The organism is Bacteriovorax sp. Seq25_V (assembly GCF_000447795.1).
GTDB lineage: Bacteria > Bdellovibrionota > Bacteriovoracia > Bacteriovoracales > Bacteriovoracaceae > Halobacteriovorax_A.
This window is the reverse complement of the sequence record NZ_AUNI01000015.1, coordinates 90,397-115,884: the sequence shown is the minus strand read 5'-3', so window position 1 is coordinate 115,884 and position 25,488 is coordinate 90,397. Positions and strand designations below refer to the sequence as shown.

Below are 25,488 nucleotides of genomic sequence, written 5' to 3'. Positions count from 1 at the left end.
CTTAATCTTCAGACTTATCATTGGATATTGGAAGTGAAATTATAAACTTAGTCCCTGATCCTTCTGTAGATTCCACATCGATTTCACCATTGTGTAATGATATAATTTTTGACACCAATAGTAACCCATAACCTGTTCCTGTTTCACCATTAGTACCGACAGTGGATGTTGATTTACTCACATCAAAAATTTCACTCATTTGTTGCGGTGTCATCCCAACTCCTTCATCCTCAACAATAATGACAATCATATCCCCTTTACATTCCCAACGTGTAGTGATCTTACTTTCATTATTGGAAAACTTAATAGCATTAGTATAAAGATTGCAAAATACTTGCTTCATCCTTTCCTTATCAAATGTAAAGGTAATATCTTCTCCTATAACTTGATGCTTAATTAATTTTTTTAATGCAAGATGATTAACCGTCTTCCAAGAATTCTTCACTAAACTATCCACAGAATTTTCAGTCTTAATAATTTGAATTTTCCCAGATTCTATTGCACTCAGACCTAGTATGGTATCAACCATATCAATCGAATAAGTTGCGGCTTCTTCAACAAGTGTAATGTACTCTCTTGTCATATTTTCTTTTGTCTCTTCTAAAACTAATTCAGACAATGACAAAATACTCCCTAATGGGTTTCTCAAATCGTGCGCAACTACACCGACGAATCTACTTATTGTTTCATTTGCACTTTTTAGTTTTTCTTTGTAAATTTTGGCTTCTAAAAAGCGTCCTATTGTTTTAGCCATTATTTCAATAAGCTCTAATTGATGGGAAGTGAATCCCTCTAAACGAATGCTTCGATCTGTGAAGTTTATTGTTCCAAAAATTTCGTCGTTCACAAATATTGGTGTACTGATATACGACTCCAGCTTCATGTTGACGTAAACAGGATGGTTACACATTCTCTGAACTGAACCGACATGAGGAAAAGCGACAGTGTCCATTTTCTCAAAGACTTCTCGACAATAAGTATCCTGTAGAGGAAAAACCTGGTTATTCTCTAACCCTGCCAGAGGAGAAGAATAGGATAGAATTTTATATTCTTCATTCTCTATACGACTTACTATCCCAGTTTCAAGAGCAAATAACTTTTTACCAATTGCTAAGTACTCCTGAAATAAATCATCTTCGCAATGATAGTTCTTCGTGAGAACCTGGTGCAGAGACTTCAGATCTTCTACTAAATCTTTATCATACTTATTCGATGTCATGAACCTGTCCTTTCAATTCATATCGTACAAAAATTAATTTTAATTAAGACTTGGAACAAAACAAAACTTTTCAGTCAAGTATCATTTATTTTACTTAAGGCACATGAAAAATGACTACATCTTTAGATCCATATAAACGCGACTCAGTAAAATGGGGACAGCAACATCAAAAATACTGACCCCAGACAATAAATATCCAAAGAAAATAACGCTCCAACTCTAGATATTCAACGTGAAAGATTGCAAATACTCTAACTTAATTAGAGATAAATCCACATATGATTATGAATCTCATCTCGAATCACCAACAAGAAACTATATAAATTCGAAAAAGATGGAGTGGTTAATTACCTCCTCTATCAGGTTACTTCAATACATCTAACTCTAATCTATCTTACGCTGATATAGATCAAATAAAACATTGCTCCTTTATATAACTTAGTAAATCTTCACTATACTTAATATGGGACTCCTCTGTATATTTTAATTGAGTATAAATCTGAGCCAAATTTTCAATCCCAAGCTTATTAAGCTTCTTATTTAATTCGGTATCAGACCTGTAACGCTTAAGACCTTCTCTCTCTTTATCTGAATAAATCTCGTCTAATTCATTATCTGTATAATTGCTATAAGTCTCATAGTGAACAATCGAATTTAAAGGAAGTCGACTTCTCATCTCAGGACGTTCATCAGCATAACCCAAAGAAAACCCCACAATAGGAACAACATTCTTTGGAAGCTTAAGCACTTCACCTATTTTATCTGCACTCGCCAACGTTGTCCCCATATAACATAGCCCTAACCCCAAACTCTCAGCGGCCAAAGCTGCATTTTGACTAGCTAAAGTCGCATCAATTGTCGCAATCATAAAACTCATAAAATTATCAAAATTATTTGCAGCTTCTTTATGCTTAATCCATTTTCGCATACGATTAAAATCTGCGCAAAAAGTTAGAAATACAGGTGCATCCATCAGCATTGGCTGATTAAAATGCGCCTTCAACATCTTTTTCTTCTGCTCCTTAGATCTTGTGACAATTATTGAATAGGCCTGCATATTTCCAGATGTCGATGCAAAAGTAGAAGCTTCAAGAATTTTCTCAAGAACATCTTGCTCAATATCTCTATCTTGATATTTACGAATTGAACGATGGGCATAAACTTGTTCTAGAACACTATTCATCACAACCTCTCTTCTTTCCAATAAAAGTACCAAAGACTTGGTCTTCAGATTGTAGAGTTCCACTTAAATCGCATGCCTCTTTACCAGGCTCTGCCCTTAAAATAACTTCAAATTCACTTCCATTTTCTATTGCAGTAAAACTCCCTACGATCTTTCCATCAAGGATTTTTCCATCAAAGCGAGATTTGAAGATATTTGGAACCTCAAATGTTCCCAAAATTTTCCCATGAAAAATTTCTTTGACCTCAAAAATATCATCAAAGAAATTATTATTAATATTTACTTTTAAATCATAAGTTCCAACAAGAGCTGAATTACCATAGGCTGCCGAAGCCGCAAATATTGCCGCCATAATATATTTAAACATATCTATCTCCATAGATTTTTGAATGATAAAAATTAAAAATTTGAATAAATAAAGATTTAAGAGGCGCTAGGCCACCATAGAATTGAAATAGAAATGGAATAACGAACTAATCTACACATATTAAAATTAATATAATATTTAATTTTTATTGTCCATCTTAATAAAACTTACATTCTCTCTCTCAACGAAATGTCATTTATAAAAAAATATTCTCAACATAGGAAATTTTATCTGGATTTCTTTGAGCATAAATCCGAGACACTTTTCCACATTCAATCTCGAATGAAAAGACTGTTTCGAGATTCCAAAGTTTCTTGCTATTTTGTTTTGAGAACACAAGTCCAGGAAGACCATTAACATTTGTAAAATCATATTTATAAGTAAATTCATCATTTTCTAAATTTTTAAAAATAGTTGTGAGAAAACGAGATATCTTATTTATATCTATTATAATGTTTCGTGCAGCAGAGACCTTTCCGCCTCCATCAGACCAAAACTCAGAATCTGGTAGAAGTAGATTTTCAACAATATCGTTGTGACCTAATCGTAGAGCATCGAATAACTCTCTTACAATCTTTAAGGACTCTTCACTTGTTTCACTTTTTGCAAGATTTCTATTTTTAATCTTTTCCTTTGCTCTTTGTTTAATTTTTCGGCAATTACTTTCAGTGGAATTCAATAATTCACTCACTTCATGAGAGTTATACTCAAAAATTTCGCTTAATAAGTAGACGGCTCTTTCTTTTGGAGAAAGATTTTCTAAGAGAATCAGAAACGATGTATTTAACGATTCCTTAATATCTAAATCGTCTTCCCAAGTAATCAGTGAATCAGGCATAATTTCCGGCAACCACGTTCCCGTGTAAATTTCTCTTTTTCGATACGCTTTTTTAAGTGCATCGATGGCCTTATTTGTAGTGACTCGAACAAGCCAACTTTTCGGATTTAATATTTCCTCTCTTTTAGTATTAAACCACTCAATACTTACTTCCTGGACAATATCCTCTGCTTCCGTAAAGGTGCCCATCATTCGATAAGAAATGGCCATTAATAAAGCTCTGTATTTTTTAAATTCTTCCATCATAACTAAGACGAATTATAGCGATAAAATGTGACATTAAAAATAATATAATTTTATTTGTCACAAATTAAAGACCTCTATCGTCTAAAGATACAATAAGGAGGAAATATGGAATTTATTGATCAATTTGAGTCTCATTACAATTACGACTGTAACTATATGAGAAAACTAGCAAAAGATGCGCCGGAAGCCTTTAAAGCATTTGTAGACTTTCTACCAATGGGGCAAGTTGGAAAGTCGCTACCGACAGATATACTTTGGACAGCAAAAATAGCCGCAATGTTAACTGAAGACTGTGGTGCTTGTGTACAACTAAATATTACGATGGCACTTGAAGCGGGAGTCAATAAGAATCTTGTAAAAAATATTATCAAGGCACCAGAGAATTTAGAGGATAGATATAAACAAATATATCAATTCGCGAAAGCTGTAGCGGCAAATCAAGATGGTCACTTAGAATTACAAAAAGAAATAAGTAAAAATTATACCGCTGAACAAGTTGCTGAGTTATCTATTGCAATCTCTTCCACAAGAATATACCCCACAATTAAAAGAGCACTTGGAGAATTTAAAAGCTGTCAGTTATTTGATTTTAGCTTTAGCTGAATAAAATAGTCATCTGCTTGTGAGCTAAGTCTAAAAGGGAGGTCTTTGTCTCCCTCTTATATTATCAAGCCTGTATCTTTATACTTACTGAACAACTTTATAGATTTTTCCGCCATCTGTTGAAATATAAATATAATCATCAGGGGAGATTGCAATTGATCTCATTCTCTGCTTCTTATCTTCAAAATATCGAGTTTCTTTTTTGTTAGCAAGATTAAACACATTCATATGAGTTAGCTTTAAAGCTCCAGAGATTAAAGAGTTTTTAAATTCGCTATACCGACTACCTTGGTAATAGATAAGCCCACTAGGTGCAATACTAGGATCATAAAATTTTAAAGGCTGCTCAGTTCCCTTAACTTTTTTATCACCCACACTAACTGGTAGTGCATATTCTTTACCATATGAGGCTAAAGGCCATCCGTAGTTCTTACCTTTTTGAATAATATTTATTTCATCTCCTCCACGAGGACCATGCTCCATTTCATATAAAGTTTTTGAATTCATATCATAGACAAGTCCTTGAGGATTTCTATGTCCATAACTCCATATTTCAGGTAACGCATTTTTTTGATCAATAAAGGGATTATTCTTCGGAATACTTCCATCATCATTTATATGTAAAACTTTTCCAAAATGATTCTGTAAATTCTGTGCATTATCCCTCTGTCCTCTGTCTCCGATTGTGAAGTAAATCGTATTATCCCCTGAGAAGGACATACGAGATCCGAAATGATAACCTGTACTAGAATTTCCTTTCCCAACGAAGATATCTTTAAAATCTTTCAGTTGAAGCCCCTCAAGTATTCCGTAACCAATCGCAGTGGTAATATTATCTTCACTGATCGATTTAGAATACGTAATATAGACTCTTCTATTTGATGCAAATTTAGGATGAAGCTTTATATCTAAAAGACCTGCTTGTCCACGCTTATAAACTTCAGGCGCGCCTGAGATCTCTTTAATCTCTTTTGTTTTCAAATTTAAGATTTTTAATTTCCCCAATTTTTCAGTAAAAATCAGCGTCTCGTTATCAATAAAGTCCATTCCCCATACTACTCTTAGGCCACTAGCGATTTCTTCAAGCTTAACACTCCCAAAGACAGCTGAATTCATAAACATTAAAACTATTATTAATTTCTTTTTCATTTCACCCTCAAATTAACTTGCTCCAAGCATTATACTTTTTCGTAATTTAGATATAGTTTAATTCCGATAAATCCACTAATCACAGCTGGAAATAAAAAAGACAAAAATTTATATTTTGGAAAAATCAAGCTACCGAGTAAGCTTCCTAATACAAAAGAAATAATTATTTCAAGTCTTATTCTATTTAGTTTTCCTTCGTTACTATTTCTAGAAACAAAAAACTTAGCGATACCTATTCCTAAATCAGTAGTGATTCCTGTCAGATGCGTTGTTCTTATTATCGAACGAGAATAATGAGTAACCAAGGCGTTTTGACATCCACAAGAAAATGACAATAGAATCAGTAATATAAAATCTCGGATATTTATAAATGGTTCTCCAAAAACTCCCAAAACTCCAAACTCACCACCAATGGATACAGTCATATAGATGAGAAACAACACGAACATTGTCACGTAATACTTCGGACTTATATTCTTCTCTCTTTGTACCTCTGTGAATAAAGAGCTAAAAACAGCTCCTAATAAAAAGAAAATGGGAACAAGTACAAAATACAAAGATTTAAGCATTTGTCCAAGAGATAAGGCAACGGAGAAATGGGCAGCAAATCCGGTGACATGAGAAACAAATAAATGAACAGTGAGTAATCCACCAATATTAATAAAACCACCCTGCAGGGCAAGTAATAACCAGATAAATCGATTCTTTGGTATCATCAAATAATCAATCAAATCATAACTCCAAGCTACTTCAACTCATCAAATTTATCATAATCAATTTCGAAAGAGCCTTGAGATACCTCTCTCATAATATCGGCAAAATACTTATCTCTCACGATATCATCATTTCCATACATATGCTGATCATAAACAGTTGTCGAATAAGTTCCATCATGACCAGTTACAGTAAGCATAAGACCAACAAGGCTACGTGTAGAATTCTCATAATTGTAAAGAGGACTACTCTCATCAATATTATGTACAATTAACCAACTTAATTTAAAGAAAGGACTATAGTTGCGTCTCAGATCCAAATTATAGATTCGTCGCATTTTCTCACCTTCTTTTGTCACCTCATTAAAAAGCGCTGACAGATGAACTTTGGCTTCAACAATATCATTTCCTCGAGTATTACCAATTCTCAAACAAGCGGCTTTTATACCATCGTGATCTGTTATCAATAGATTTTTAGAGAATCGTATTCTTGCCTTAGGACGACTAATTTTTGCAAAAATTATCCCAGTCATTGCAGCAACACCAATAAGACCAAAGAATGATTCAAACATTACAATAATATTAGCAATAATACCTGTCGGACTTAGGGCACCATAACCAATTGTCGACATTGTTTGTACACTGAAATGGAAGGCTTCCAAAAATCCAGGAGTTCTCCCTCCGATAGATTTTGGAATTAATGTATAAACAGTACCAAAAATAATGTTGCTAAAAACATAGAGAATAAAAACAAAGAGGATAAGATTTATCCAACTCATATTCAATAGATGATAATAGGTATCTTTTCTTATATTAGTAATTTTCAAATTAGTTTTCATTTAAACCTACGGGTATGGAATATACTCTTCCTCATCTCCAACTACTTTTGGAAATTTTCCATCTTGCCATTGCTTTTTAGCTTGCTCAATTCGCTCTTTTCGACTTGAAACAAAATTCCATTCCATGTAGCGTTCAGTTAATTTCTCACCGCCAATCACCGCTAAGAATGTGTCCTCAACAGCTTCAACCATAACCTTTGCTCCTTCTCTTAATATTGCCATATGATATTGATCAACGACCTGGTTATCAATTTTTAATGACCCCTTGACCATATATACTCCTCTCTCTTGAGCGTCAGGAAGAATTAATGTTTGTCCTTTTTTCATTCGAGCTTCAAGATAGAGAGTTGATGCAAATTGTTTTACAGGAGATTTCACTCTATAGGCCTCACCAATCATCACTCTGACAGGAACTTCACTCTCAACAACAGAGGGAATCTCATCAGCACCATAATGAAGGAAGTCAGGGTCAATCTCTTCTAAATCTTCTGGCAAGGCCATCCAAAGTTGTAAACCATCAAGCTTTTGACCAGAAACACGCAACTCTTCTCTTGTGCGTTCAGAGTGCACAATTCCTTTTCCCGCCACCATCAGATTCAATTCTCCAGGTCTAATCGGTTCGCTATTTCCAAGAGAGTCACGGTGCCAAATCTCGCCATCAAATGTATATGTGACTGTTGCAAGGTTAATATGAGGATGAGGTCTGACATTAACACCTTCGCCTTTTTTAAATGTTGCAGGTCCCATATGATCAAAAAATATCCAGGGGCCAACCATCCTCTGGCCAACAATCGGAAGAATTCTTTTTACCTCAAAGCCACCAAGATCTTTAGCGCGAGGAGATATTATTTTCTTAATCAATCCATTCATTAGAGCTCCAAATGAAATTTAGTAATATATACTCAACCCAACTCCGAATTTTTCACATTTTAAAAAGCTTTTTTAATTCTTCATCTGGACTTAATTGTCCAGCACGATAGTCGAGAATTTTACGTCTTATTTTATTAACGTAATACTTTAAGTGAACAAGCACTCCAAAAACATCGTCGAGCTCCAAATTAGTAATGACAAATCCAGCCTTAAGCTTTGGAATAATCACTGCATTATTTGTAGCATTATGACGACTGTATATAACTTGAAATCCCTTCCCCTTTAAAGTTTCAATCGCAAAATCTAAGAGTGAGGAATAAAGACCTTTTCTTCTATGTTCCTTGAAGATAGCCGAATTAGTCATATAAAACGTAAAAGCATTTTCTTGAAATCCACAATGCCAACCAACAAAGTTATCACCAGGGTCAAATACTCCGAGATAGAGCTTATATGTGTCTTTTGATAGGTTTTGGCGAAGCTTACCAACACTTTCTTTTTCCTTCTCTGACATATACTCAGCAGGAAAGAGTGAGTGATCATCTTCAAAGAGAACTGAACGAAAAGGAGCCTGCATTTCAAAGAATGATGCTTCATCCATCTCGCGGATCATGTAGCCATTATCTAATCTTAAGTTCACTCTTTTTCCTCCAAGTCTCTTAAAATAGATTATGACCGTTTAGCTATTTCATGACAAGATTTAAGAGTCTATATCAAACTCATCAAAAATCGCAGTATCAACAAGTCTTTCAATAAGATCTTCAAGTGTAATTATTCCAAGAAAATTTCCTTCCTCGTCAATAACAGCTGCGATATGAGCCTTCATTGCAAGCAGGCGATCAAACATTACCTGCGCGCGAGTCTTTTCTGGAAGAATCAAAATTTTATGTGCAATATCCTTAATTTTAACATCCCTCTTTTCGATGATGGCTTGGAGGATATCTTTTCTCATCACATAACCTTTAACATCGTCACGGTTGAGACCAAAAACAATAAGCCTTGAGAAAGTATTCTGATTGATTTCATCTAACGCTTTATTGATGTGTAAATTTCGTGAAATTCCGACAACCTCATCAGCAGGTTTTAAAACATCTCGAAGTCGTAAATTAGCAAAATCAAGTATTGATTTTAGGCTTCGAAACTCTGATTCCTTTATTGTCCCAGAAGTAACTCCAAGCTCCGCCATTGCAGGTATCTCATCACGACCAATATCAAGTACCGCATCTCCTTTAATAATCTTCGAAATTTTTATTGAAATCCATACAATCGGTAGAGAAAGAATCGTCATTGGTAATAAAATATAATAACTAATAGGAAGAATTGATTTCCAATTCCTAGCACCAATTGACTTGGGAATAATCTCACTAAAAAATAAAATAATAAAAGTAAGGATAGCTGAAAAGATTGAGAGATATTCATTCCCCCACAATTTTTGGGCTTCAGCACCTGCCCCTGCAGCACCAATCGTATGAGCAATTGTATTAAATGTTAAGATTGCAGCTAATGGCTTTTCGATATCTTCCTTTAGATAAGATAGCTTCTTATATAATGATTCGTTACTTACTTTCAAAGTGGCGAGATAAGTCGGAGTTACACTTAAAATAGCGGCTTCGAGGAGTGAGCACATAAATGACACAAAAACTGATAATAGAATGTAAAATGCTAGCATAAAACATATTATATCAAAAAACTATGTACTGATAAGATCTGTATCATTGAATTGACATAAAGTTCACAATAAAGATGTAAACTACTAATATAACAGGCAAAAAACATATAACATATTGTTTTTTAGATAAATCTAAACAGATTTCTCGAATTCTCTAAACTATATTCTCTTATCTATGCGAGAATATATTTGTCACCAAATTAAATGGAGTACCCCATGAAATTTTGTTATATATTTTTACTTCTACTTTGCAGTTGCTCAGACTCAAAAATTGAAATTTCTGCCTTTAATAGTAATGGTCCTACTACCATCAACGATGTTACAGATGCAACAGATCAACCAGAAGTACAAAAACCAGAAGTTACACCGACACCATTTCAAGGAAGATTTATTACTTCTATTGGATCAGAGACATTCGGTGGAACAATAAGTTTTCAAATAGTAAAAAAGGAAGACGGGAAAGCATACTTCAAAAAGTTTTCCCTTGATCACTTTGTCAAAATCAAAAAATACTTTGTAACAGAAGAGATTCAAACAGATTCCCGAGAATTTAATATAAGTAAAGAATACGATGAAATAAAAAATTCTATCATACTTGAAAATACTGAGACTAATTACTTCCGAGCAAACTTAGACTTCAACGAAGATATTAATCTTCGCGACCTCACAAATGTTGCAATGATACTGTCAAATGACAAAACGACCATTATCGGAGGAGATAATACAACATTCTTTTTTATTGCTCAAAAAGGTGAGTCATTCCCGCAGGTTAAAGACTTTAATATATCGGGATTATGGAATAATCATAGCTTCGATGTTTCCCCAGATGGAAGTATCGAAAGACTCGGCGAAGCAACTGTGTCTGTGGAAGAATATAAGAATAAAAAATTTGCAACGTTTAAATCGATAAGTAACAGGTATGGAAAAACAGAAGGAATTATCGGCTATACAGATATGAAGTCACAGCTTTATCAATTTGGTTACAACCAAGATATTGACTTTAAACCAGACAATGACAATATATTTTTTAATAAAATTCCAAAGGCCGGATATTTTATTTTAAGTCCTGATTCAAGATATATTCTTGGTGTCGATCTCGAAAGAACAACCTTCTTTGGAGGGGAAAGAAATAAAAATTAAAGGGCAATTATTATTGCCCCTTTTTTATGCAGCCTTAGCTTTATCAATTAAAACTTTTAGTATCTCAGATAGTTCACTCAACTTTTGAGCTGACTCTAAAGTCTTATTAGCACATTGAGAACTCTCATTTGCGGCCATCGACACTTCATGGATAACATTAGTAATGTTTTCCATATTTCCGTTTGACTCTGATAAGATTCTACTAACTTCTTTGGTCGTAGCGCTTTGTTCCTCAACGGCAGTAGCTGTCGAATAAGCAATCTGGCTCAATTGATCGATAATTTCAGATACCTCTCCTATTGAAGCGACCGCCAAACTAGTCGAGGCTTGTACATTTATAATTTTATTTGAAATGTCTTCAGTTGCATGAGCCGTTTGTTTTGCGAGTTCTTTAACTTCGTTAGCAACAACTGAGAATCCTTTTCCAGCATCCCCTGCTCTAGCGGCTTCAATTGTAGCGTTGAGAGCAAGAAGATTTGTCTGTTGAGCAATCGAACTGATTACTTTTACAACATTTCCAATATCCTCTGACGCGACACCAAGTTCTTGTATTGTTTTATTTGCTGATTCTGACTTCTTCTTAGCTTCAGTTGAAAATTCAGATGCTTTATTTGATGATTTAGTGATTTCGCCAATTGAAGCAGAAAGCTCTTCCGTACTAGCTGATACATTTGAAAGGCCCAGAGTCGCTTCGCGAGTTGATTCAGATGCTAACGTTGATTGCTCTAGAGTTACAGTAGCATTTTGATTCATCTGAGTTGCTGCCGAAGCAAGACCTTGAGCAGACGCTCTCAGTTCAATTGTTGCTTCATCAAATGTATTAACAAGATTATTGTATAATTCTTTTTCTTTTGTTAAATCAGTTGCATATTTCACGACTTTATACACATTACCATTTACGTCTCGAATAGGGTTATAAGAAGCTTGGATATAGACAGCGCGTCCACCTTTTCCAACTCGTTTATATTCTCCAGCGTCAAAGTCTCCCCCTTTAAGCTTCAACCAAAATTGCTTATACTCCGTTGAGTTTGCGTATTCTGGTTCGCAAAAAATTTTATGCTGTTGTCCCTTTATCTCATCTAAAGAATAACCTAATGTTTTTAAGAAATTTTGATTCGCTTTTAAAATTTTTCCATCAAGGTCAAATTCAATAACCGCTTGAGAAATATCTATCGCTTTCAACTGTCCTTCAAAATCAGCATTGCGAATTTTAGTAGCTGTCACATCTGTTGCAAACTTAACAACTTTAACAACCTCTCCATCAGCGTCAAAAATCGGATTATAGGAAGCATTAATCCACACTTCTCTACCAGTTTTTCCAATTCGCTTATATTCTCCAGAAAACATTTCTCCGTTATTCAGTTTTCTCCAAAAATTTGCATATTCATTAGAGTCTGCATATTCTGGTTCACAGAACATACGATGATGTCTTCCTTCAATTTCACTTAACTGATATCCGAGAGTAGCTAAAAAATTGTCGTTTGCAGTTTTAATTGTTCCATCTAAATTGAACTCAATCACGGCCTGAGCTCTTGAAACTGCTTCAAGAATTCCACGATTCATTGCCTCTTGATCTTTTTGTGTAGTAATATCTTGCGCAAATTTTACGACCTTAACAACTTTTCCACTTTTATCTTTAATAGGTGTATAAGAGGCATGTAACCATACATAACATCCATTTTTAGTAATTCTTTTAAACTCACCTATTTGAGATTCCCCCTTAGCAAGTTTTCCCCAAAATTGTTTGTACTCGAAACTATTTACTAGTTCTTCAGTACAAAACATTTTATGATGTCGAGCTTCTATTTCATTGAGGTCATAACCCATAAAATTCAAAAAGTTTTCATTTGCCGTCAAGATTGTCCCATCTGGATTAAACTCAATGACGGCAAAATTCGAATCAATCGCCAAAAGCTTTCCAGAATCGTATCCATCAGCTAACTCAAAAACTTCCTTGGATTTTGTACTCATTGCGATACTCCTATATGTAAACTATATATAGAAACCTTTCGACATAAGAGATGTATTATTTAGATTAAATTAATTTAGTAAGTGAGCGAGTTCGTCTTTGCCCTAAGGGATTTAAAAGTCCGACTATACCCCTCAGGCTTAAAATATAATCTTGAAATAATAGAAAAAAATTAAGTGTTACAATTGTCCCTTACATACTTCATTATTTTCCAGAAAATGAAATTCGAATTTATCATTTTTAATAATTTCTCCAACACCACTTGGCGTTCCGGTAAAAATGAAATCACCTTTTTTAAGAGGAGAGAATGTATTTAGATAATTTATTATCGCTGCAAAAGAAAAAATCATATTAGAAGTATCACCACTTTGCCTAAGCTTTCCATTCACATAAAAATCAAATTTAATTGAATTTAAATTATGAAATTTAGAAACTTCAAAAAATTCACCAACGATTGTTGAACCAAGAAATGACTTACTTGTTGTCCATGGAAGTCCTTTATTCTTTAATTTGGCTTGTTCCTCTCGACGAGTAAGATCTAATCCACAAGCGATAGCCTCAATTGAATCCTTCCCCATTTTCTCTCCAAGAAAATGATCACGCGCGATTTTTAAAACGAGCTCAGCTTCAAAATTGAAAGTTTCATCCTCAAAAGCAATTGGAGCTGGCTCAAAACTACGAAGAGAGCTAACAGTAGCCAAAAAAACGACTGGCGACTTTGGAACTTCATTTCCTAATTCTTCAGCGTGGGCACGATAATTTCTTCCAATACAATAGATATTTTGAGTCATCTTCTCTCCAAGTTATTAAATTACGATAAGATGAATATTTTATGATGTCTACAAGATCGTCTCGGACCAAATGACCCGAGACGGCAAAAAACTACTTTTTCAAATCAAAACGATCCAAGTTCATTACTTTATTCCAAGCCGCGATAAAATCTTTAACAAAACGGTCTTGTGATCCTTCACAAGCATATACCTCCGCGATTGCTCTTAACTCTGAATTTGATCCAAAAATTAAATCAACTCTTGTTCCTGTCCACTTAAGTTTACCGTCACGCCTGTCTGTCCCTTCAAAAACTCCAGTATCCTTGGACGAAGCTTTCCAAGTTATTCCCATATCAAGAAGATTCGTAAAAAAATCATTTGTTAATTTTCCTGGCGTACTTGTGAATGCTCCATGACAAGAAACACCAAGCGCTCTCATTCCTCCAACAAGTACAGTCATTTCTGGAGCAGTTAAACTTAGAAGTTGTGCTCTATCAACAAGAAGCTCTTCTTCACTAAAAGTATATTTACCTTTTGCATAATTTCTAAATCCGTCAGCAATTGGTTCAAGAACTGCAAATGATTCGATATCGGTTTGCTCCTGATTCGCATCAACTCTTCCTGGAAAAAATGGAACCTTTGCTTTATTTCCAGTAGCACTTTCGATAGCGGCACAACCTGCAAGTACAATTAAGTCTGCCATTGATACTTTTTTAGAAAATTCTTTTTGTATTTTTTCAAGAGAATCGAGAACTTTTTTAAGAGTTGCAGGATTATTAACTGCCCAGTCTTTTTGAGGAGCAAGACGAATACGTCCACCATTAGCTCCACCTCTTTTATCAGAACCTCTAAAAGTTGAAGCTGAAGCCCAGGCTACAGAAACTAGATCTGCGACAGAGTGACCTGTTGCCATGATTAGTTTTTTTAGTTCTTCGATATCACTATCACTTAACTGTGACTTCCCTGCTTTTGGTAGCGGGTCTTGCCAAAGGTATTCTTCTTTTGGAATTTCAGTTCCTTGATAAAGAGAAATAGGGCCCATATCTCTGTGAGTTAATTTAAACCAAGCTTTTGCGAATGCTTCTTCAAGAAGTTTTGGATTCTCATAAAATTTTCTTGAGATTTTTTCATAGATCGGATCCATTCTAAGAGCGAGGTCACTTGTCGCCATCATTGGAGCATGTTTCTTTGACTTATCATGCGCATCAGGAACACTATCAGAAGCTTCACCATTTTTTGGTTTCCACTGATGAGCACCAGCAGGGCTTTTCGTTAGTTCCCACTCATACTCAAATAAATTTTCAAAATAATTATTATCCCACTTAATTGGATTTTTTGTCCAAGCACCCTCAAGTCCAGATGAAATTGTATCAACACCGACACCAGTACCCATTTTATTTTTCCAGCCTAAACCTTGAAGTTCAATTTCAGCTGCTTCAGGTTCTGGTCCAACATTCTTTGGATCACCTGCACCGTGACACTTACCAAAAGTGTGACCTCCAGCAATTAGAGCAACTGTTTCTTCATCATTCATTGCCATTCTTGCGAATGTTTCTCTAATATCTTTTGCAGAAGCGAGAGGATCTGAGTTTCCATTTGGCCCTTCAGGGTTAACGTAAATTAGACCCATCTGTACTGCAGCAAGAGGGTTTTCTAAATCTCTCTCTCCACTATATCTCTTATCTGCTAACCATTCTGATTCAACACCCCAGTAAATATCTTCTTCTGGTTCCCAAACATCTTCACGCCCGCCAGCAAAACCAACTGTTTTAAATCCCATTGATTCTAATGCACAGTTACCTGCGAGAATCATTAAATCGGCCCATGAAATTTTATTTCCGTATTTCTTTTTGATTGGCCAAAGAAGTAGTCTTGCCTTGTCGAGGTTAACGTTATCTGGCCAACTATTTAATGGAGCAAATCTTTGTGTTCCAGTTGAAGCACCACCACGACCGTCTGCAGTACGGTACGTTCCAGCACTATGCCAAGCCATTCTAATAAAAAATGGTCCATAGTGACCGTAGTCAGCTGGCCACCAATCTTGTGATGTTGTCATTACTTTTTCAATATCTTGTTTTACTTGCTTAAGATCAAGAGTATTAAACTCTTTTGCATAATCAAAATCCTCACCCATCGGATTTGATAGGTTTGAATGTTGACGAAGAATGTTTAACTTTAAACGATTTGGCCACCAATCACTATTAGTAGTTCCTCTTTTCTTTTCCATGAAATACCTCTGTATGTTATTGGGTAAAAACCCCAATAGTTTAACAGTTATCTAAACGCCAAGAAAACAAATTTTATTGCACCCTTTCCCTCAAGAACTATTGTGAAAAAACAGAGAATGTGTTTAGAATAAATACATGAAAACAAAGAACTTAAACAATAATAAGACAATTCCTATGATTGGCCTTGGAACATGGCTTTCAAAACCCAATGAAGTTTATAACATAGTAAAAGAGGCAATTAAAATTGGATATCGCCATATTGACTGTGCAACAGTTTATGGAAATGAAGATGAAATTGGTCGTGCTTTGAAAGAAGTGATGGATGAAGGAATCGTAAAGCGTGAAGATCTTTTTATCACCTCAAAACTTTGGAACAACAGTCATGCCCGTGTAGACGTTGTACCAGAGTTAGAAAGATCATTAAAAGACCTTCAACTTGATTATCTTGATCTTTATCTTATGCACTGGCCAGTTGCCATCAAGAAAGAAGTCGGCTTTCCCCAAAAAACAGAAGATTATATTTCCCTTGAAGAACTTCCAATACTTGAAACATATAAAGGAATGGAAGATGCTTATAAAAAAGGACTCACAAAATCACTTGGTGTTTCAAACTTCTCGATTAAAAAATTGGATCAGTTAATAAATGAAGCTGAAGTAAAACCAGTAATGAATCAAGTAGAACTTCATCCTTACTTAGCACAGAATAAATTAGTTAATTACTGTAATAAGAATGGGATAGCCTTAACTTGTTACTGTCCACTTGGATCAGCTGGCAGACCAGCAGAAATGCTAGCTTCAGATGAGCCTCTATTAATTGAAGATGCAACGATTGTAGAATTAGCAAAAAAATATCAGAAAACTCCAGCTCAAATTATTTTAAACTGGTCTATATTAAGAGGAACGATTGTCATACCAAAGACAGTAACACCTGCAAGGGCAAAAGAGAATTTAGAGTCGCAAGACTTTGAACTTGTATCTTCAGATCTTAAAATTATTGATCAACTTGATAGAAATTATCGTTATGTAAATGGACGCTTCTTCACTCCTGAAGGTGGTCCATATACATACGAAAACCTATGGGATGAGGCTTAACTAATCGAACAAACCGTTAGGCCTCTCTGTGTTGCATCACGACTCAAGATTCGCTCCAACCAACCTTTGATATTTTTAAAGTCGTTTAATCCTAGGTACTCGCTCGCATTATAGAATTTATCAAGGCATAGAACCCAAGGAAAAATTGCCATATCCGCAATTGAATATTCTTCACCAACTAAGAATGTTCTTCCTTCTAGCCTCTTATCAACAACACCAAGTAATCTCTTCGTTTCATTTGTATATCTTTCTACTGGATATGGATGAGTACATTTCTCACCAGCATATTTATAAAAGTGACCAAACTGACCAAACATTGGACCAACCCCTCCCATTTGAAAAAATAACCATTGGAGTGTCTCACTTCTAAGTATTGGATCTGATGATAAGAACAATCCTGTTTTCTCAGCTAAGTACAAAAGTATTGCACCTGATTCAAATACTTGGTGACCATTTGTATCTACAATTGCAGGTATTTTAGAATTAGGATTAATCGCAACAAATTCTGGAGTAAATTGATCGCCATTTAAGATGTTAATTGTATACGCTTGGTAGGTCAGTCCCATTTCCTCTAGGGCAACCGAAATTTTCTGTCCATTTGGAGTTGCTAAAGAATATAATTTAATTTCATTCATATTTAATTCTCCTCAAATAAAAGTAAAGCTCAAAATATTAATAAAAGTTAATAATAAAAATTCATCAATCAGTATTATTTTCAAAATAAAAGAAACGATAAGTTCTTAAACTACTATAACGGAGAGAATTGTGAAACTAAAGAGTCTAAAAGTAAAATTATTAATACTAGTATTTGGTGCTTTTGTTCCTATCATTTTAGGCCTCCTGTTTTACATCATTCCAAGTTATGAGAGCTTCTTTGTTGAGCAAAAGAAAGTAGAAATAAAAACAGCTATTGAAGTAGTCATTGGAATGCTTCATAAAATCGATGCGAGAGTGCAAAGTGGAGAAATCACCTACAAACAGGCACAAGCTGAAACACAACAGCTCTTCAAAACTTTGAGATATGGAGACAAGGACTATTTCTTTGCGTACCAAAATGGTATTGGAATGGCCCATGGCTTAAAAGATGAAATAGTTGGGCAGGACAGATCAAATTCTATTGATGCTAATGGGAAGAACTACATGAGTAATTTCAAAGAAATTGAAAAAGCCGAAGGGACGGGATATGTTGATTACCAATTCGAAAGAAGAAAAGGCGAAGCACCCGAAGATAAAATTTCTTATATTGCATATTTCAAACCATGGAAATGGATTATTGGAACAGGGGTTTACACAAGTGCAATCCAAGAGCAGATGTCGAATATCAAACAAAAAATTTATATAGGAATTGCAATCATTGCACTGCTTACTCTAGTTATAAGTGTCCTTTTTTCAATTCAACTTAATAAGCAGCTTACGAATATCAGTAATGGTCTTAAAGAAGAATCCGACTCAATTGACCAGGTTGCAAGGAAGTTGTCATCAATTAGTGAATCTCTTTCTTCAAGTACCACACAACAAGCATCTGCACTACAAGAGACCTCTTCATCTGTTGAAGAGACTAGTGCCATGATTGAAAGAAATTCTCAAAATGCCAGAGAATCAATTAAAATTTCTCATAAAAGTCAGCAGTCGGTAAACGAGGGAAAAGACAGTATTAATAGAATGATGACATCTATTCAAGATATCGCAAACAGTAACACTGAGATTGTTAATCAAATTGATGAAAGTAATAAGGAGCTTGAAAATATTGTTCGTGTTATTAATGAAATTGGAGAAAAAACAAAAGTAATTAACGATATCGTTTTTCAAACTAAGCTACTCTCTTTCAATGCTTCAGTAGAAGCTGCAAGAGCTGGAGAGCAAGGAAAAGGATTTGCCGTTGTTGCAGAGGAAGTAGGAAATCTTGCAACAATGAGTGGAAACTCTGCGAACGAAATATCAGAAATGTTAGAAAAAAGTATTCAACAAGTAGAAACAACGATTAAACACTCGAAGGAGAGAATTGCAAACTTAGTCGGACAAGGCGAGCAAAAAGTCAAATCAGGTCTAAAGATTGCTGATGAATGTATTTCTATTTTTGACCATATTGTATTTGATGTTAATAAGGTAACTGAAATGGTTGAAGAAATTTCAACAGCAAGTGGCGAGCAATCTAATGGAGTAAGAGAGATTAATCTTGCTGTTACCGAACTAGACTCAGTGGCACAACAAAACAGCACAATGTCTCAAGATACGGCCCATACATCTGAACAACTTAGACGCCAGGTTGTTACACTTAAAGAAATGACAGATAATTTAAATAAAACTATCGCTGGATAAAAATGATATAGGGAGGATCATTAAGTTCCCTCCCTAAATCCCTAAATAAAAATTCATACTAGCATATAAACCGGCCGACATTTATAACTTAAATAAAACATTAACAGATTCTTAACTTTATCTTACGCAAAAGAAGTCATACGATTATAAGTATGAAATATCTTTTAATACTTTTATTGAATATAGATATGATTATGGCGTGCGACTTTGAGATAGATAATTTTTCAATCTCAAGTGATTTTCAAATACCACCTAATCAGCGCATATGTGAATTTATTAAAGAACGCGTATCGAAAATCGTTACAGCTTTATCCTATACCAATAAGACTCAACAACAAAATCAAGAACTATATAGAAACAGTGAAATAGGCCTATCTATTCAGGTTCAACAAATTCGCATAGATGGAGAAGTCTCTGGTCAAATTTATATCAATAGTTTCAAAAACTAAGATTTTCCATGCCATTCAACACTATAAAGATCATGCCTACGATTCTTTAATAGCTGAACCGTACCAGTATTCCTTGACTCAACAAGTGTATCAATTCTCAAATCAGCAAATGACACCATTTCTACATTTGGAGTAGCTTCGGCGGCGATCCCATCTCTTGCAAAAGGAAAATCACATGGTGTTAAAATACAACTTTGACTGTAATGAATATCAATATTTGGTACATTAGGTAAATTACCAACAGAGCCTGACATAACAACATAGAGTTCATTTTCCACGGCACGGGCCTGAGAGCAGTACCTTACACGACAATATCCTTTTCTCTCATCTGTCAGAAATGGCACAAACAAAATTTTTATCCCTTGATCAACGAGATATCTCGATAACTCAGGAAACTCACTATCAAAACATATCAGCACCCCAATTGGACCACAGTCAGTTTGAATAGCTTTTAACTCTTTACCACCTTTTATATTCCACCAGTACTGCTCATTTGGAGTCGGGTGAATCTTCGCTTGTTCATGAATTGTCCCATCTCTTAAACAGATAAATGAAACATTATTCATCTCCCCCATCGAATTTTTCACTGGGTGTGAGCCCGCGATAATATTGATATTAAATTTCAATGCTAAAAATTTAAAAAACTCAGTAAGTTTTGGCGTATACTCAGCCATCTTTTCAATTGCAATATGATGTGGAAGTTCTTCTGGTTCCAAAGAAAGAAGCTGCAATGTAAAAAGTTCTGGAAATAGAACAAAGTCACATTTATATTCAGAGCAAACATCGACGTAGTAAGTTACCATCGCTTCAAATTCTTCTATTGATTTTACTTTTCTCTGCTTATATTGAACTGTCGCAACTCTTACAGATCCGATCTCATCAATTGAAGGCTTATAAGTTTTTTTACTGCTATTAGTTATATTCTCATCTTCAAATTCAGGATTTTTCCACATCATGTGACATGCATATCCCATCGACTCAAGGTCTCCTGGAATATAATCTTTCATGTAACCAATTACTTCAAAACCGTTACGAAGTTGAAAATTTAGTACATTATCTCTAATCTTTTTCTCTTTAACTGCCTTAATATAATTTTCTACTGAACCAACTTCCTTTATTCTTTTTTTCAAATTTGGCATTCTTCCAGCAAAAACAATTCCTTTCAATCTTAAAAATCGACAAAGCTTTTTTCTTTCATTATAAAATCTTTGTCCTATTTTAAACTTACGATACTCAGGATCAACACACACTTCATAACCATATAAGTACTCACCTTTAGAATCATGAGTAGAGCCAAAGCCACCACCTGTAATCTCTCTCCAAGAGTGCTCTTTCAAGCATTTTTCTCCCGAAATTCTAAGTGTTGCACAGTAACCGACAATTTTGCCATCTATTTCTGCGACAAAGCATCCTTGCTTGAAGTGTGTAATTTGTGATGCAACCATCGTTCCTTTATAAGCAAGACTTTCGTCTTTATAGCTTCTCGAAACCATAGCATTGATTTGATTTAGATCTGTAACATCCGCATTTCTGATAATTAGTTTTTTTTGAATTTTTTCCATGCAGTTATTATAACATCAATTAGAAAATTATAAAGTATACGCTAAATATCGTACAATAGTCCTTCTCTCGGGCATATGGCGCTACTTTCAGTATTTTTTTCCACAAATTCTTTAAATGCTTCCCTCGCGTCATCTTCCCCGTGAATAACGAAAATTCTTTGAGGTACTTTTCTTCCAGACTTTATCCAGCGAAGTAAATCGTTACGATCGCCATGAGCAGAAAGGCCCTCTATACTTTCAATTTTTGACTGTACTTCAAAAACTTTTATTTCTTGATTTTCAATTCTTACATTCATATCACCATTTAAAAGTTGCTTTCCAAGAGTTCCATTTGCTTGAAAGCCTGTGAAAACAATAACATTATTCGCATCCTGACCAAAAGCTTCAAGATGAGCAAGAATTGTTCCTCCCGACATCATCCCACTTCCCGCAACAATGATTTGCGGTCCTTGTGATTTTACGAGAAAGTTTTCTAAATCATTTGAGTGTTCGATAATTCTTATTCTTTTAAAAATATTCTCAAACTCTTCTTCTGAGATTTTTAAGAATTCAGAACTTCGTTTATAAATCTCTGTAACCTTTATACCCATCGAGCCAGATAACACAATTGGTATTTGCAGATTGGAATGAGCTGTTAGCTTTGTCAGAAGATGTAAAATCATCTGTGTACGATCAATTGCAAAAGCCGGAATGAGAACAGTTCTCTTATACTTGATCGCATCAGTAATAATATCAGCCAACTTATCTTCAGCATTTGCGTCTGCGTGATCTCGATTCCCGTAAGTTGACTCAATAATCAATGTATCTGTGTCGCAAAGATCTTGAGGGGCAATCTGCATGATAGAATGATATCGACCAAGATCTCCAGAAAATGTGACTGACTCCCCTTTTATTTTGAAGTTTACAAAAGAAGAGCCCAGTATATGAGAGGCTCTATAATATGTAATCTCAACACCTTTTATTCTTAGTGACTTTTCCCACTTTACAACTTCAACTTGCAACAGCGCACGATGAACATCATTTTGGTCATAGTAGTGCTTAGATTCTTTTTTATTCTTCATCAATTTTGCACTGTCTTCCAGGCTGACTTTCATTAGTTCAAGTGTTTCAGCCGTCGCATATATTTTATTGCGATATCCCTTGCGAATGAGATAAGGAAGATAACCGCAATGATCAAGATGAGCATGCGTGATAAAAATAGCATCAATTGATAAAATATCTAGATCAATTGGCTCATCATTTTTCTTATCAATATATTTTTCACCTTGAAACAATCCTGTATCAACTAGAAAGTTAGCACCATTAATATTTAAAAGATGCTTGCTTCCAGTTACTGTTTCAACCCCACCAAAAAATTTCAAACTGCTATTCATATGATCTTCTCACATTCTTAATTTCACTAAACACTTGCTTAATTTCCATTTCATCGAGCCCTAGTTCAAACAATGTTTTCTTCTGCTTCAGTAGACTTTTTGCTAAGACGATTTCTCTACTCATTAGCGCATGAATATGCTTCTTCTTTAAGCTTTGAAGTGATGTAATTGGGTGAAGGTGGTATTTATTTACGATTGCCTGGATGTCATCACCATAGGAGCTATTAATTCCCAATAGCTTCACACCTACACAATCTGCATACTTAACAGCATCTTTTGAAAATAATGTATTCGAAACGAGATAAAACTCATCAAATTCATTTGCCTTATTATTTTTTAAGTCGAGAAATCTTGAGTTTATATATAAAGCAGTCTTAACATCATTTTTACGATTTGGATGATTATGAAATTTACATTCGACATAAATGGTCTTATCTGGTCTTGATGCAATAATATCTACTTCATGCTTTACGCAGCAACCTTTCTTAACAACACCTACTTTAACTTTAAAGCCCTTTGCTTTAAAAACTTCTGCAACGTATTTCTCAAACAGAAAGCCACTAGGACCTAATTCAAAAATTGCTTTTTTAAGAGAATAGTTTCTTGCACACTCCTGAGAGTATCTTCTCAACAATCTAAATGAATGATTAAAAATTCTCTTAGTCGAAATCCCCTCATGAATAAGTGGACGAATCTGCTGAATTATTTTTGCGATTTCAGAAGGTATTGCACCTGCATGTTTCAAAGAACGACGAAGCTTCTGCTCATCAAACTCTTCAAATTCACCTGTAGATTTTTTTACTAATGGACTCATAACTACTCACATCTTTATTTGTTAATATCTTACTAGAAGACATGAGTAGATAACAAGTATTTATTGAGAAGCGCTTTTATGTATCCCAAGGAAATATAAAAGAAACGATAAAAGCATAAAACCGACCATTACAATATTCATTGGCCATGCAGTATTATTTGCAAACGCAGTTACAAGAATTGATCCAATTGAAGATATCAAGAACTGTAAACTTCCCATCAATGCCGAGGCAACGGCCGCTCTCTTTCTTTGGTACTCTAAGGCCTTGGCCGTAATATTTGGAAGTACAAATCCAATTGAGGCTATCGAGATAAAAAGCGCAATAAAGAAAATTACATCTGGAAGATTGAAGAATAATGTTGCACTCATTACTGAACTTGCAAGAAGACAAATACTGACAGCAGTCCCTAAAATTTTTTCAAGAGAGAAGATATTTAATAATCTTGAATTAATCTGAGAGAAAACGATAAACCCAAGCGCATTTCCACCAAAAATAAGAGGATACATTTTAGGCGTTACCTGAAAAATATTAATAAAAACAAACGGCGATCCCGATATATATGAGAACATTGCTCCCATTGTAGTACCACTTATGATTGTAGCTACTATGAATTGCTTATCAAAAAAGAGATAATAATAATTTTTAAACCCTACACTTAACGGAGATTTTTCTTTAATTGTTTCAGGGACAAATCTAAGTACTCCAGCAAACGTTAGCGCACCAAAGATTGCCAAGATAATAAAAACCAGACGCCAACTAGCATATAATAGAACTTGACTACCAATTAAAGGTGCAACAATTGGGGCAACTCCCATAACTAATATGATTAGAGAGAATACTTTTGCCGCTTCTTTAGGTTCGAACATATCGCGAACAAGTGCGCGTGTAATGACCATCCCAACACATGATCCAAGGGCCTGAATAAATCTTAATGCAACAAGTGCTTCAAGCGTAGTTGCAAAACTAATTGCGATCGATGCAATAATATAAACAATGATTCCAAAAATTAACGGCTTCTTTCTTCCTATTTTATCTGAAATTGGTCCATATAGAAGTTGACCAACAGAAAGTCCTGCAAGAAATGATGTTAACGTATATTGAACATCTGAAACTGAAACCCCAAGGTCTTTTGCTATTGCACTAAAACCCGGTAAATATAAATCTATTGTCAATGGACCAAACGCCGATAGAGCGCCAAGTGTAAGTAGTAAGTAAATGCTCATTTCCCAACCTTACTCCTGTCCCAAAGATTTTTCTACTTAATTTAAGATAACTTAATTAACCATGTAGGTTTTGATAAATCATCTTTATTGCGACAATCATCAGAAAGATAGCAAACCCCTTCTTCATCTGAGCCTGTGGTAAGCGGTGAGATATTTTTGCTCCAACTCTGGCAAAATATGAGCTTGTAAGAACGACACCAACAAGAGCTGGCAGATAGACATAACCAAGGCTGTATTCAGGAAGGTTTGGATTACCATAGCCATTTAGGATATAACTTGCACTCCCCGAAAGGGCGATTGGAATGCCAAGAGCAGCTGAGACTCCGACCGCTTTTTTCATTGGTTGTCCACGCCAAGTAAGAAAAGGAATACTAATTGTTCCACCACCGATGCCCAAAAGAGCTGATTTAAATCCTATAATAAAACCAACTACACTATAAAGGGTCATGCTTGTTGGTTTGAGTTCTCTTTCAACTTTGATGTCAGAGAACATCTTTAAAGACACGACTACGACATAGATTGAAAAGATAACTTCCAGGGTGTCTGCAGCAAGATCCTTACTAACAAAACTTCCAACAAACGCACCAATTACAATTGAAATAAATATTTTCTTTACTATACTCCAATCAACATTACTATTTTTATGATGGCCATACATAGAGTTAGCAACTGTCACGAGAATGATTGAAAGCGATGTTCCAACCGCCATGTGCATTGCATATTCTTCAGGAAAGTTTAAAATCTTGAAGCAAAAAAGAAGTGTGGGAACAATTACAAGTCCCCCACCAATTCCAAAGATACCTGACAGTGTTCCTGCAAAAATACCTAGTCCAATATAAATTAAAAAAGTCATTC

Annotated in this window: 24 protein-coding genes; 5 read left to right on the top strand and 19 right to left on the bottom strand. The window is 34.9% G+C overall.

Annotated features, from left to right (window positions below; translation table 11 throughout):
* Nucleotide 1 precedes the first annotated feature (1 nt).
* The 4 genes from M900_RS08290 to M900_RS08275 all read right to left on the bottom strand — a co-directional run bounded on the left by M900_RS08290 (nt 2) and on the right by M900_RS08275 (nt 3,850).
* On the bottom strand, nt 2–1,219 hold the full coding sequence (locus M900_RS08290) for a GAF domain-containing sensor histidine kinase (RefSeq protein ID WP_021274535.1): 1,218 nt from the start codon (nt 1,217–1,219) through the stop codon (nt 2–4).
* A 409-nt stretch (nt 1,220–1,628) separates the two neighbouring features.
* Nucleotides 1,629–2,402 (bottom strand): nitroreductase family protein, encoded by a 774-nt coding sequence (locus M900_RS08285; protein WP_021274313.1) that lies wholly within the window; start codon nt 2,400–2,402, stop codon nt 1,629–1,631.
* Nucleotides 2,395–2,769, bottom strand: coding sequence for a hypothetical protein (locus M900_RS08280; protein WP_021274388.1), 375 nt, complete (start codon nt 2,767–2,769; stop codon nt 2,395–2,397). The genes M900_RS08285 and M900_RS08280 overlap by 8 nt, the downstream gene beginning before the upstream one ends.
* Before the next feature lie 196 nt (nt 2,770–2,965).
* Nucleotides 2,966–3,850, bottom strand: coding sequence for a sigma-70 family RNA polymerase sigma factor (locus tag M900_RS08275; RefSeq protein WP_157680590.1), 885 nt, complete (start codon nt 3,848–3,850; stop codon nt 2,966–2,968).
* A 108-nt stretch (nt 3,851–3,958) separates the two neighbouring features.
* Here M900_RS08275 and M900_RS08270 point away from each other — a divergent pair, with 108 nt between their 5' ends.
* Complete coding sequence (locus M900_RS08270) at nt 3,959–4,456, top strand: hypothetical protein (protein ID WP_021274613.1); 498 nt, start codon at nt 3,959–3,961, stop codon at nt 4,454–4,456.
* An 84-nt stretch (nt 4,457–4,540) separates the two neighbouring features.
* Here M900_RS08270 and M900_RS08265 read toward each other — a convergent pair whose 3' ends face one another.
* Genes M900_RS08265 through M900_RS08240 form a run of 6 tightly spaced genes read right to left on the bottom strand, consistent with a single transcriptional unit; the run spans nt 4,541 to nt 9,693 of the window.
* Complete coding sequence (locus tag M900_RS08265) at nt 4,541–5,605, bottom strand: PQQ-dependent sugar dehydrogenase (RefSeq protein WP_021274443.1); 1,065 nt, start codon at nt 5,603–5,605, stop codon at nt 4,541–4,543.
* Between the two features lie 29 nt (nt 5,606–5,634).
* A complete protein-coding gene (locus tag M900_RS08260; protein ID WP_021274346.1) occupies nt 5,635–6,336 on the bottom strand; it encodes a YoaK family protein in 702 nt (233 codons plus the stop codon).
* Between the two features lie 14 nt (nt 6,337–6,350).
* Nucleotides 6,351–7,157, bottom strand: a complete 807-nt coding sequence (locus tag M900_RS08255; RefSeq protein ID WP_021274638.1) for an ion channel — start codon at nt 7,155–7,157, stop codon at nt 6,351–6,353.
* 6 nt (nt 7,158–7,163) lie between these two features.
* On the bottom strand, nt 7,164–8,027 hold the full coding sequence (locus tag M900_RS08250; RefSeq protein WP_021274320.1) for a pirin family protein: 864 nt from the start codon (nt 8,025–8,027) through the stop codon (nt 7,164–7,166).
* A 52-nt stretch (nt 8,028–8,079) separates the two neighbouring features.
* Complete coding sequence (locus M900_RS17145; RefSeq protein WP_021274594.1) at nt 8,080–8,664, bottom strand: GNAT family N-acetyltransferase; 585 nt, start codon at nt 8,662–8,664, stop codon at nt 8,080–8,082.
* Nucleotides 8,665–8,724: 60 nt separating this feature from the next.
* Nucleotides 8,725–9,693: a CNNM domain-containing protein gene (locus M900_RS08240; RefSeq protein WP_084703543.1), complete on the bottom strand. Its 969-nt coding sequence runs from the start codon at nt 9,691–9,693 to the stop codon at nt 8,725–8,727.
* 216 nt (nt 9,694–9,909) lie between these two features.
* Between M900_RS08240 and M900_RS08235 the strand changes: the two genes are divergently transcribed.
* On the top strand, nt 9,910–10,833 hold the full coding sequence (locus M900_RS08235; protein WP_021274341.1) for a hypothetical protein: 924 nt from the start codon (nt 9,910–9,912) through the stop codon (nt 10,831–10,833).
* Nucleotides 10,834–10,857: 24 nt separating this feature from the next.
* On the opposite strand, the gene M900_RS08230 is transcribed toward M900_RS08235, so the two are convergent.
* The 3 genes from M900_RS08230 to katG all read right to left on the bottom strand — a co-directional run bounded on the left by M900_RS08230 (nt 10,858) and on the right by katG (nt 15,799).
* On the bottom strand, nt 10,858–12,804 hold the full coding sequence (locus tag M900_RS08230) for a PAS domain-containing methyl-accepting chemotaxis protein (protein WP_021274673.1): 1,947 nt from the start codon (nt 12,802–12,804) through the stop codon (nt 10,858–10,860).
* A gap of 177 nt (nt 12,805–12,981) precedes the next feature.
* Nucleotides 12,982–13,593 carry a fumarylacetoacetate hydrolase family protein gene (locus tag M900_RS08225; RefSeq protein ID WP_021274563.1) on the bottom strand — a complete coding sequence of 204 codons (612 nt, stop codon included), beginning with the start codon at nt 13,591–13,593 and terminating at the stop codon, nt 12,982–12,984.
* A gap of 91 nt (nt 13,594–13,684) precedes the next feature.
* Complete coding sequence (gene katG / locus M900_RS08220) at nt 13,685–15,799, bottom strand: catalase/peroxidase HPI (RefSeq protein ID WP_021274440.1); 2,115 nt, start codon at nt 15,797–15,799, stop codon at nt 13,685–13,687.
* 136 nt (nt 15,800–15,935) lie between these two features.
* Here katG and M900_RS08215 point away from each other — a divergent pair, with 136 nt between their 5' ends.
* Nucleotides 15,936–16,892, top strand: coding sequence for an aldo/keto reductase (locus M900_RS08215; protein ID WP_021274571.1), 957 nt, complete (start codon nt 15,936–15,938; stop codon nt 16,890–16,892).
* Here the strand turns inward: M900_RS08215 and M900_RS08210 are convergent.
* Nucleotides 16,889–17,527: a glutathione binding-like protein gene (locus M900_RS08210; protein ID WP_021274764.1), complete on the bottom strand. Its 639-nt coding sequence runs from the start codon at nt 17,525–17,527 to the stop codon at nt 16,889–16,891. The two genes, M900_RS08215 and M900_RS08210, sit on opposite strands and share 4 nt — an antisense overlap.
* Before the next feature lie 130 nt (nt 17,528–17,657).
* Here M900_RS08210 and M900_RS08205 point away from each other — a divergent pair, with 130 nt between their 5' ends.
* Nucleotides 17,658–19,211, top strand: coding sequence for a methyl-accepting chemotaxis protein (locus M900_RS08205; protein ID WP_021274442.1), 1,554 nt, complete (start codon nt 17,658–17,660; stop codon nt 19,209–19,211).
* Nucleotides 19,212–19,405: 194 nt separating this feature from the next.
* The gene (locus tag M900_RS08200) at nt 19,406–19,660 is read left to right on the top strand and encodes a hypothetical protein (protein ID WP_198295979.1); all 255 of its coding nucleotides are present in this window, start codon (nt 19,406–19,408) and stop codon (nt 19,658–19,660) included.
* Here the strand turns inward: M900_RS08200 and M900_RS08195 are convergent.
* From M900_RS08195 to M900_RS08175, 5 genes are read right to left on the bottom strand one after another with little or no spacing between them, the layout of a single operon-like run.
* Nucleotides 19,657–21,222, bottom strand: coding sequence for a bifunctional GNAT family N-acetyltransferase/carbon-nitrogen hydrolase family protein (locus M900_RS08195; RefSeq protein ID WP_021274312.1), 1,566 nt, complete (start codon nt 21,220–21,222; stop codon nt 19,657–19,659). The two genes, M900_RS08200 and M900_RS08195, sit on opposite strands and share 4 nt — an antisense overlap.
* 41 nt (nt 21,223–21,263) lie before the next feature.
* Nucleotides 21,264–22,595, bottom strand: a complete 1,332-nt coding sequence (locus tag M900_RS08190; protein ID WP_021274403.1) for an MBL fold metallo-hydrolase — start codon at nt 22,593–22,595, stop codon at nt 21,264–21,266.
* Nucleotides 22,588–23,409: a restriction endonuclease gene (locus M900_RS08185; RefSeq protein ID WP_021274359.1), complete on the bottom strand. Its 822-nt coding sequence runs from the start codon at nt 23,407–23,409 to the stop codon at nt 22,588–22,590. Before M900_RS08185 ends, M900_RS08190 begins: the two co-directional genes overlap by 8 nt.
* A gap of 60 nt (nt 23,410–23,469) precedes the next feature.
* The gene (locus M900_RS08180; RefSeq protein ID WP_021274421.1) at nt 23,470–24,633 is read right to left on the bottom strand and encodes a multidrug effflux MFS transporter; all 1,164 of its coding nucleotides are present in this window, start codon (nt 24,631–24,633) and stop codon (nt 23,470–23,472) included.
* 55 nt (nt 24,634–24,688) lie between these two features.
* Nucleotides 24,689–25,486 carry a sulfite exporter TauE/SafE family protein gene (locus M900_RS08175; RefSeq protein WP_021274788.1) on the bottom strand — a complete coding sequence of 266 codons (798 nt, stop codon included), beginning with the start codon at nt 25,484–25,486 and terminating at the stop codon, nt 24,689–24,691.
* Nucleotides 25,487–25,488 lie beyond the last annotated feature (2 nt).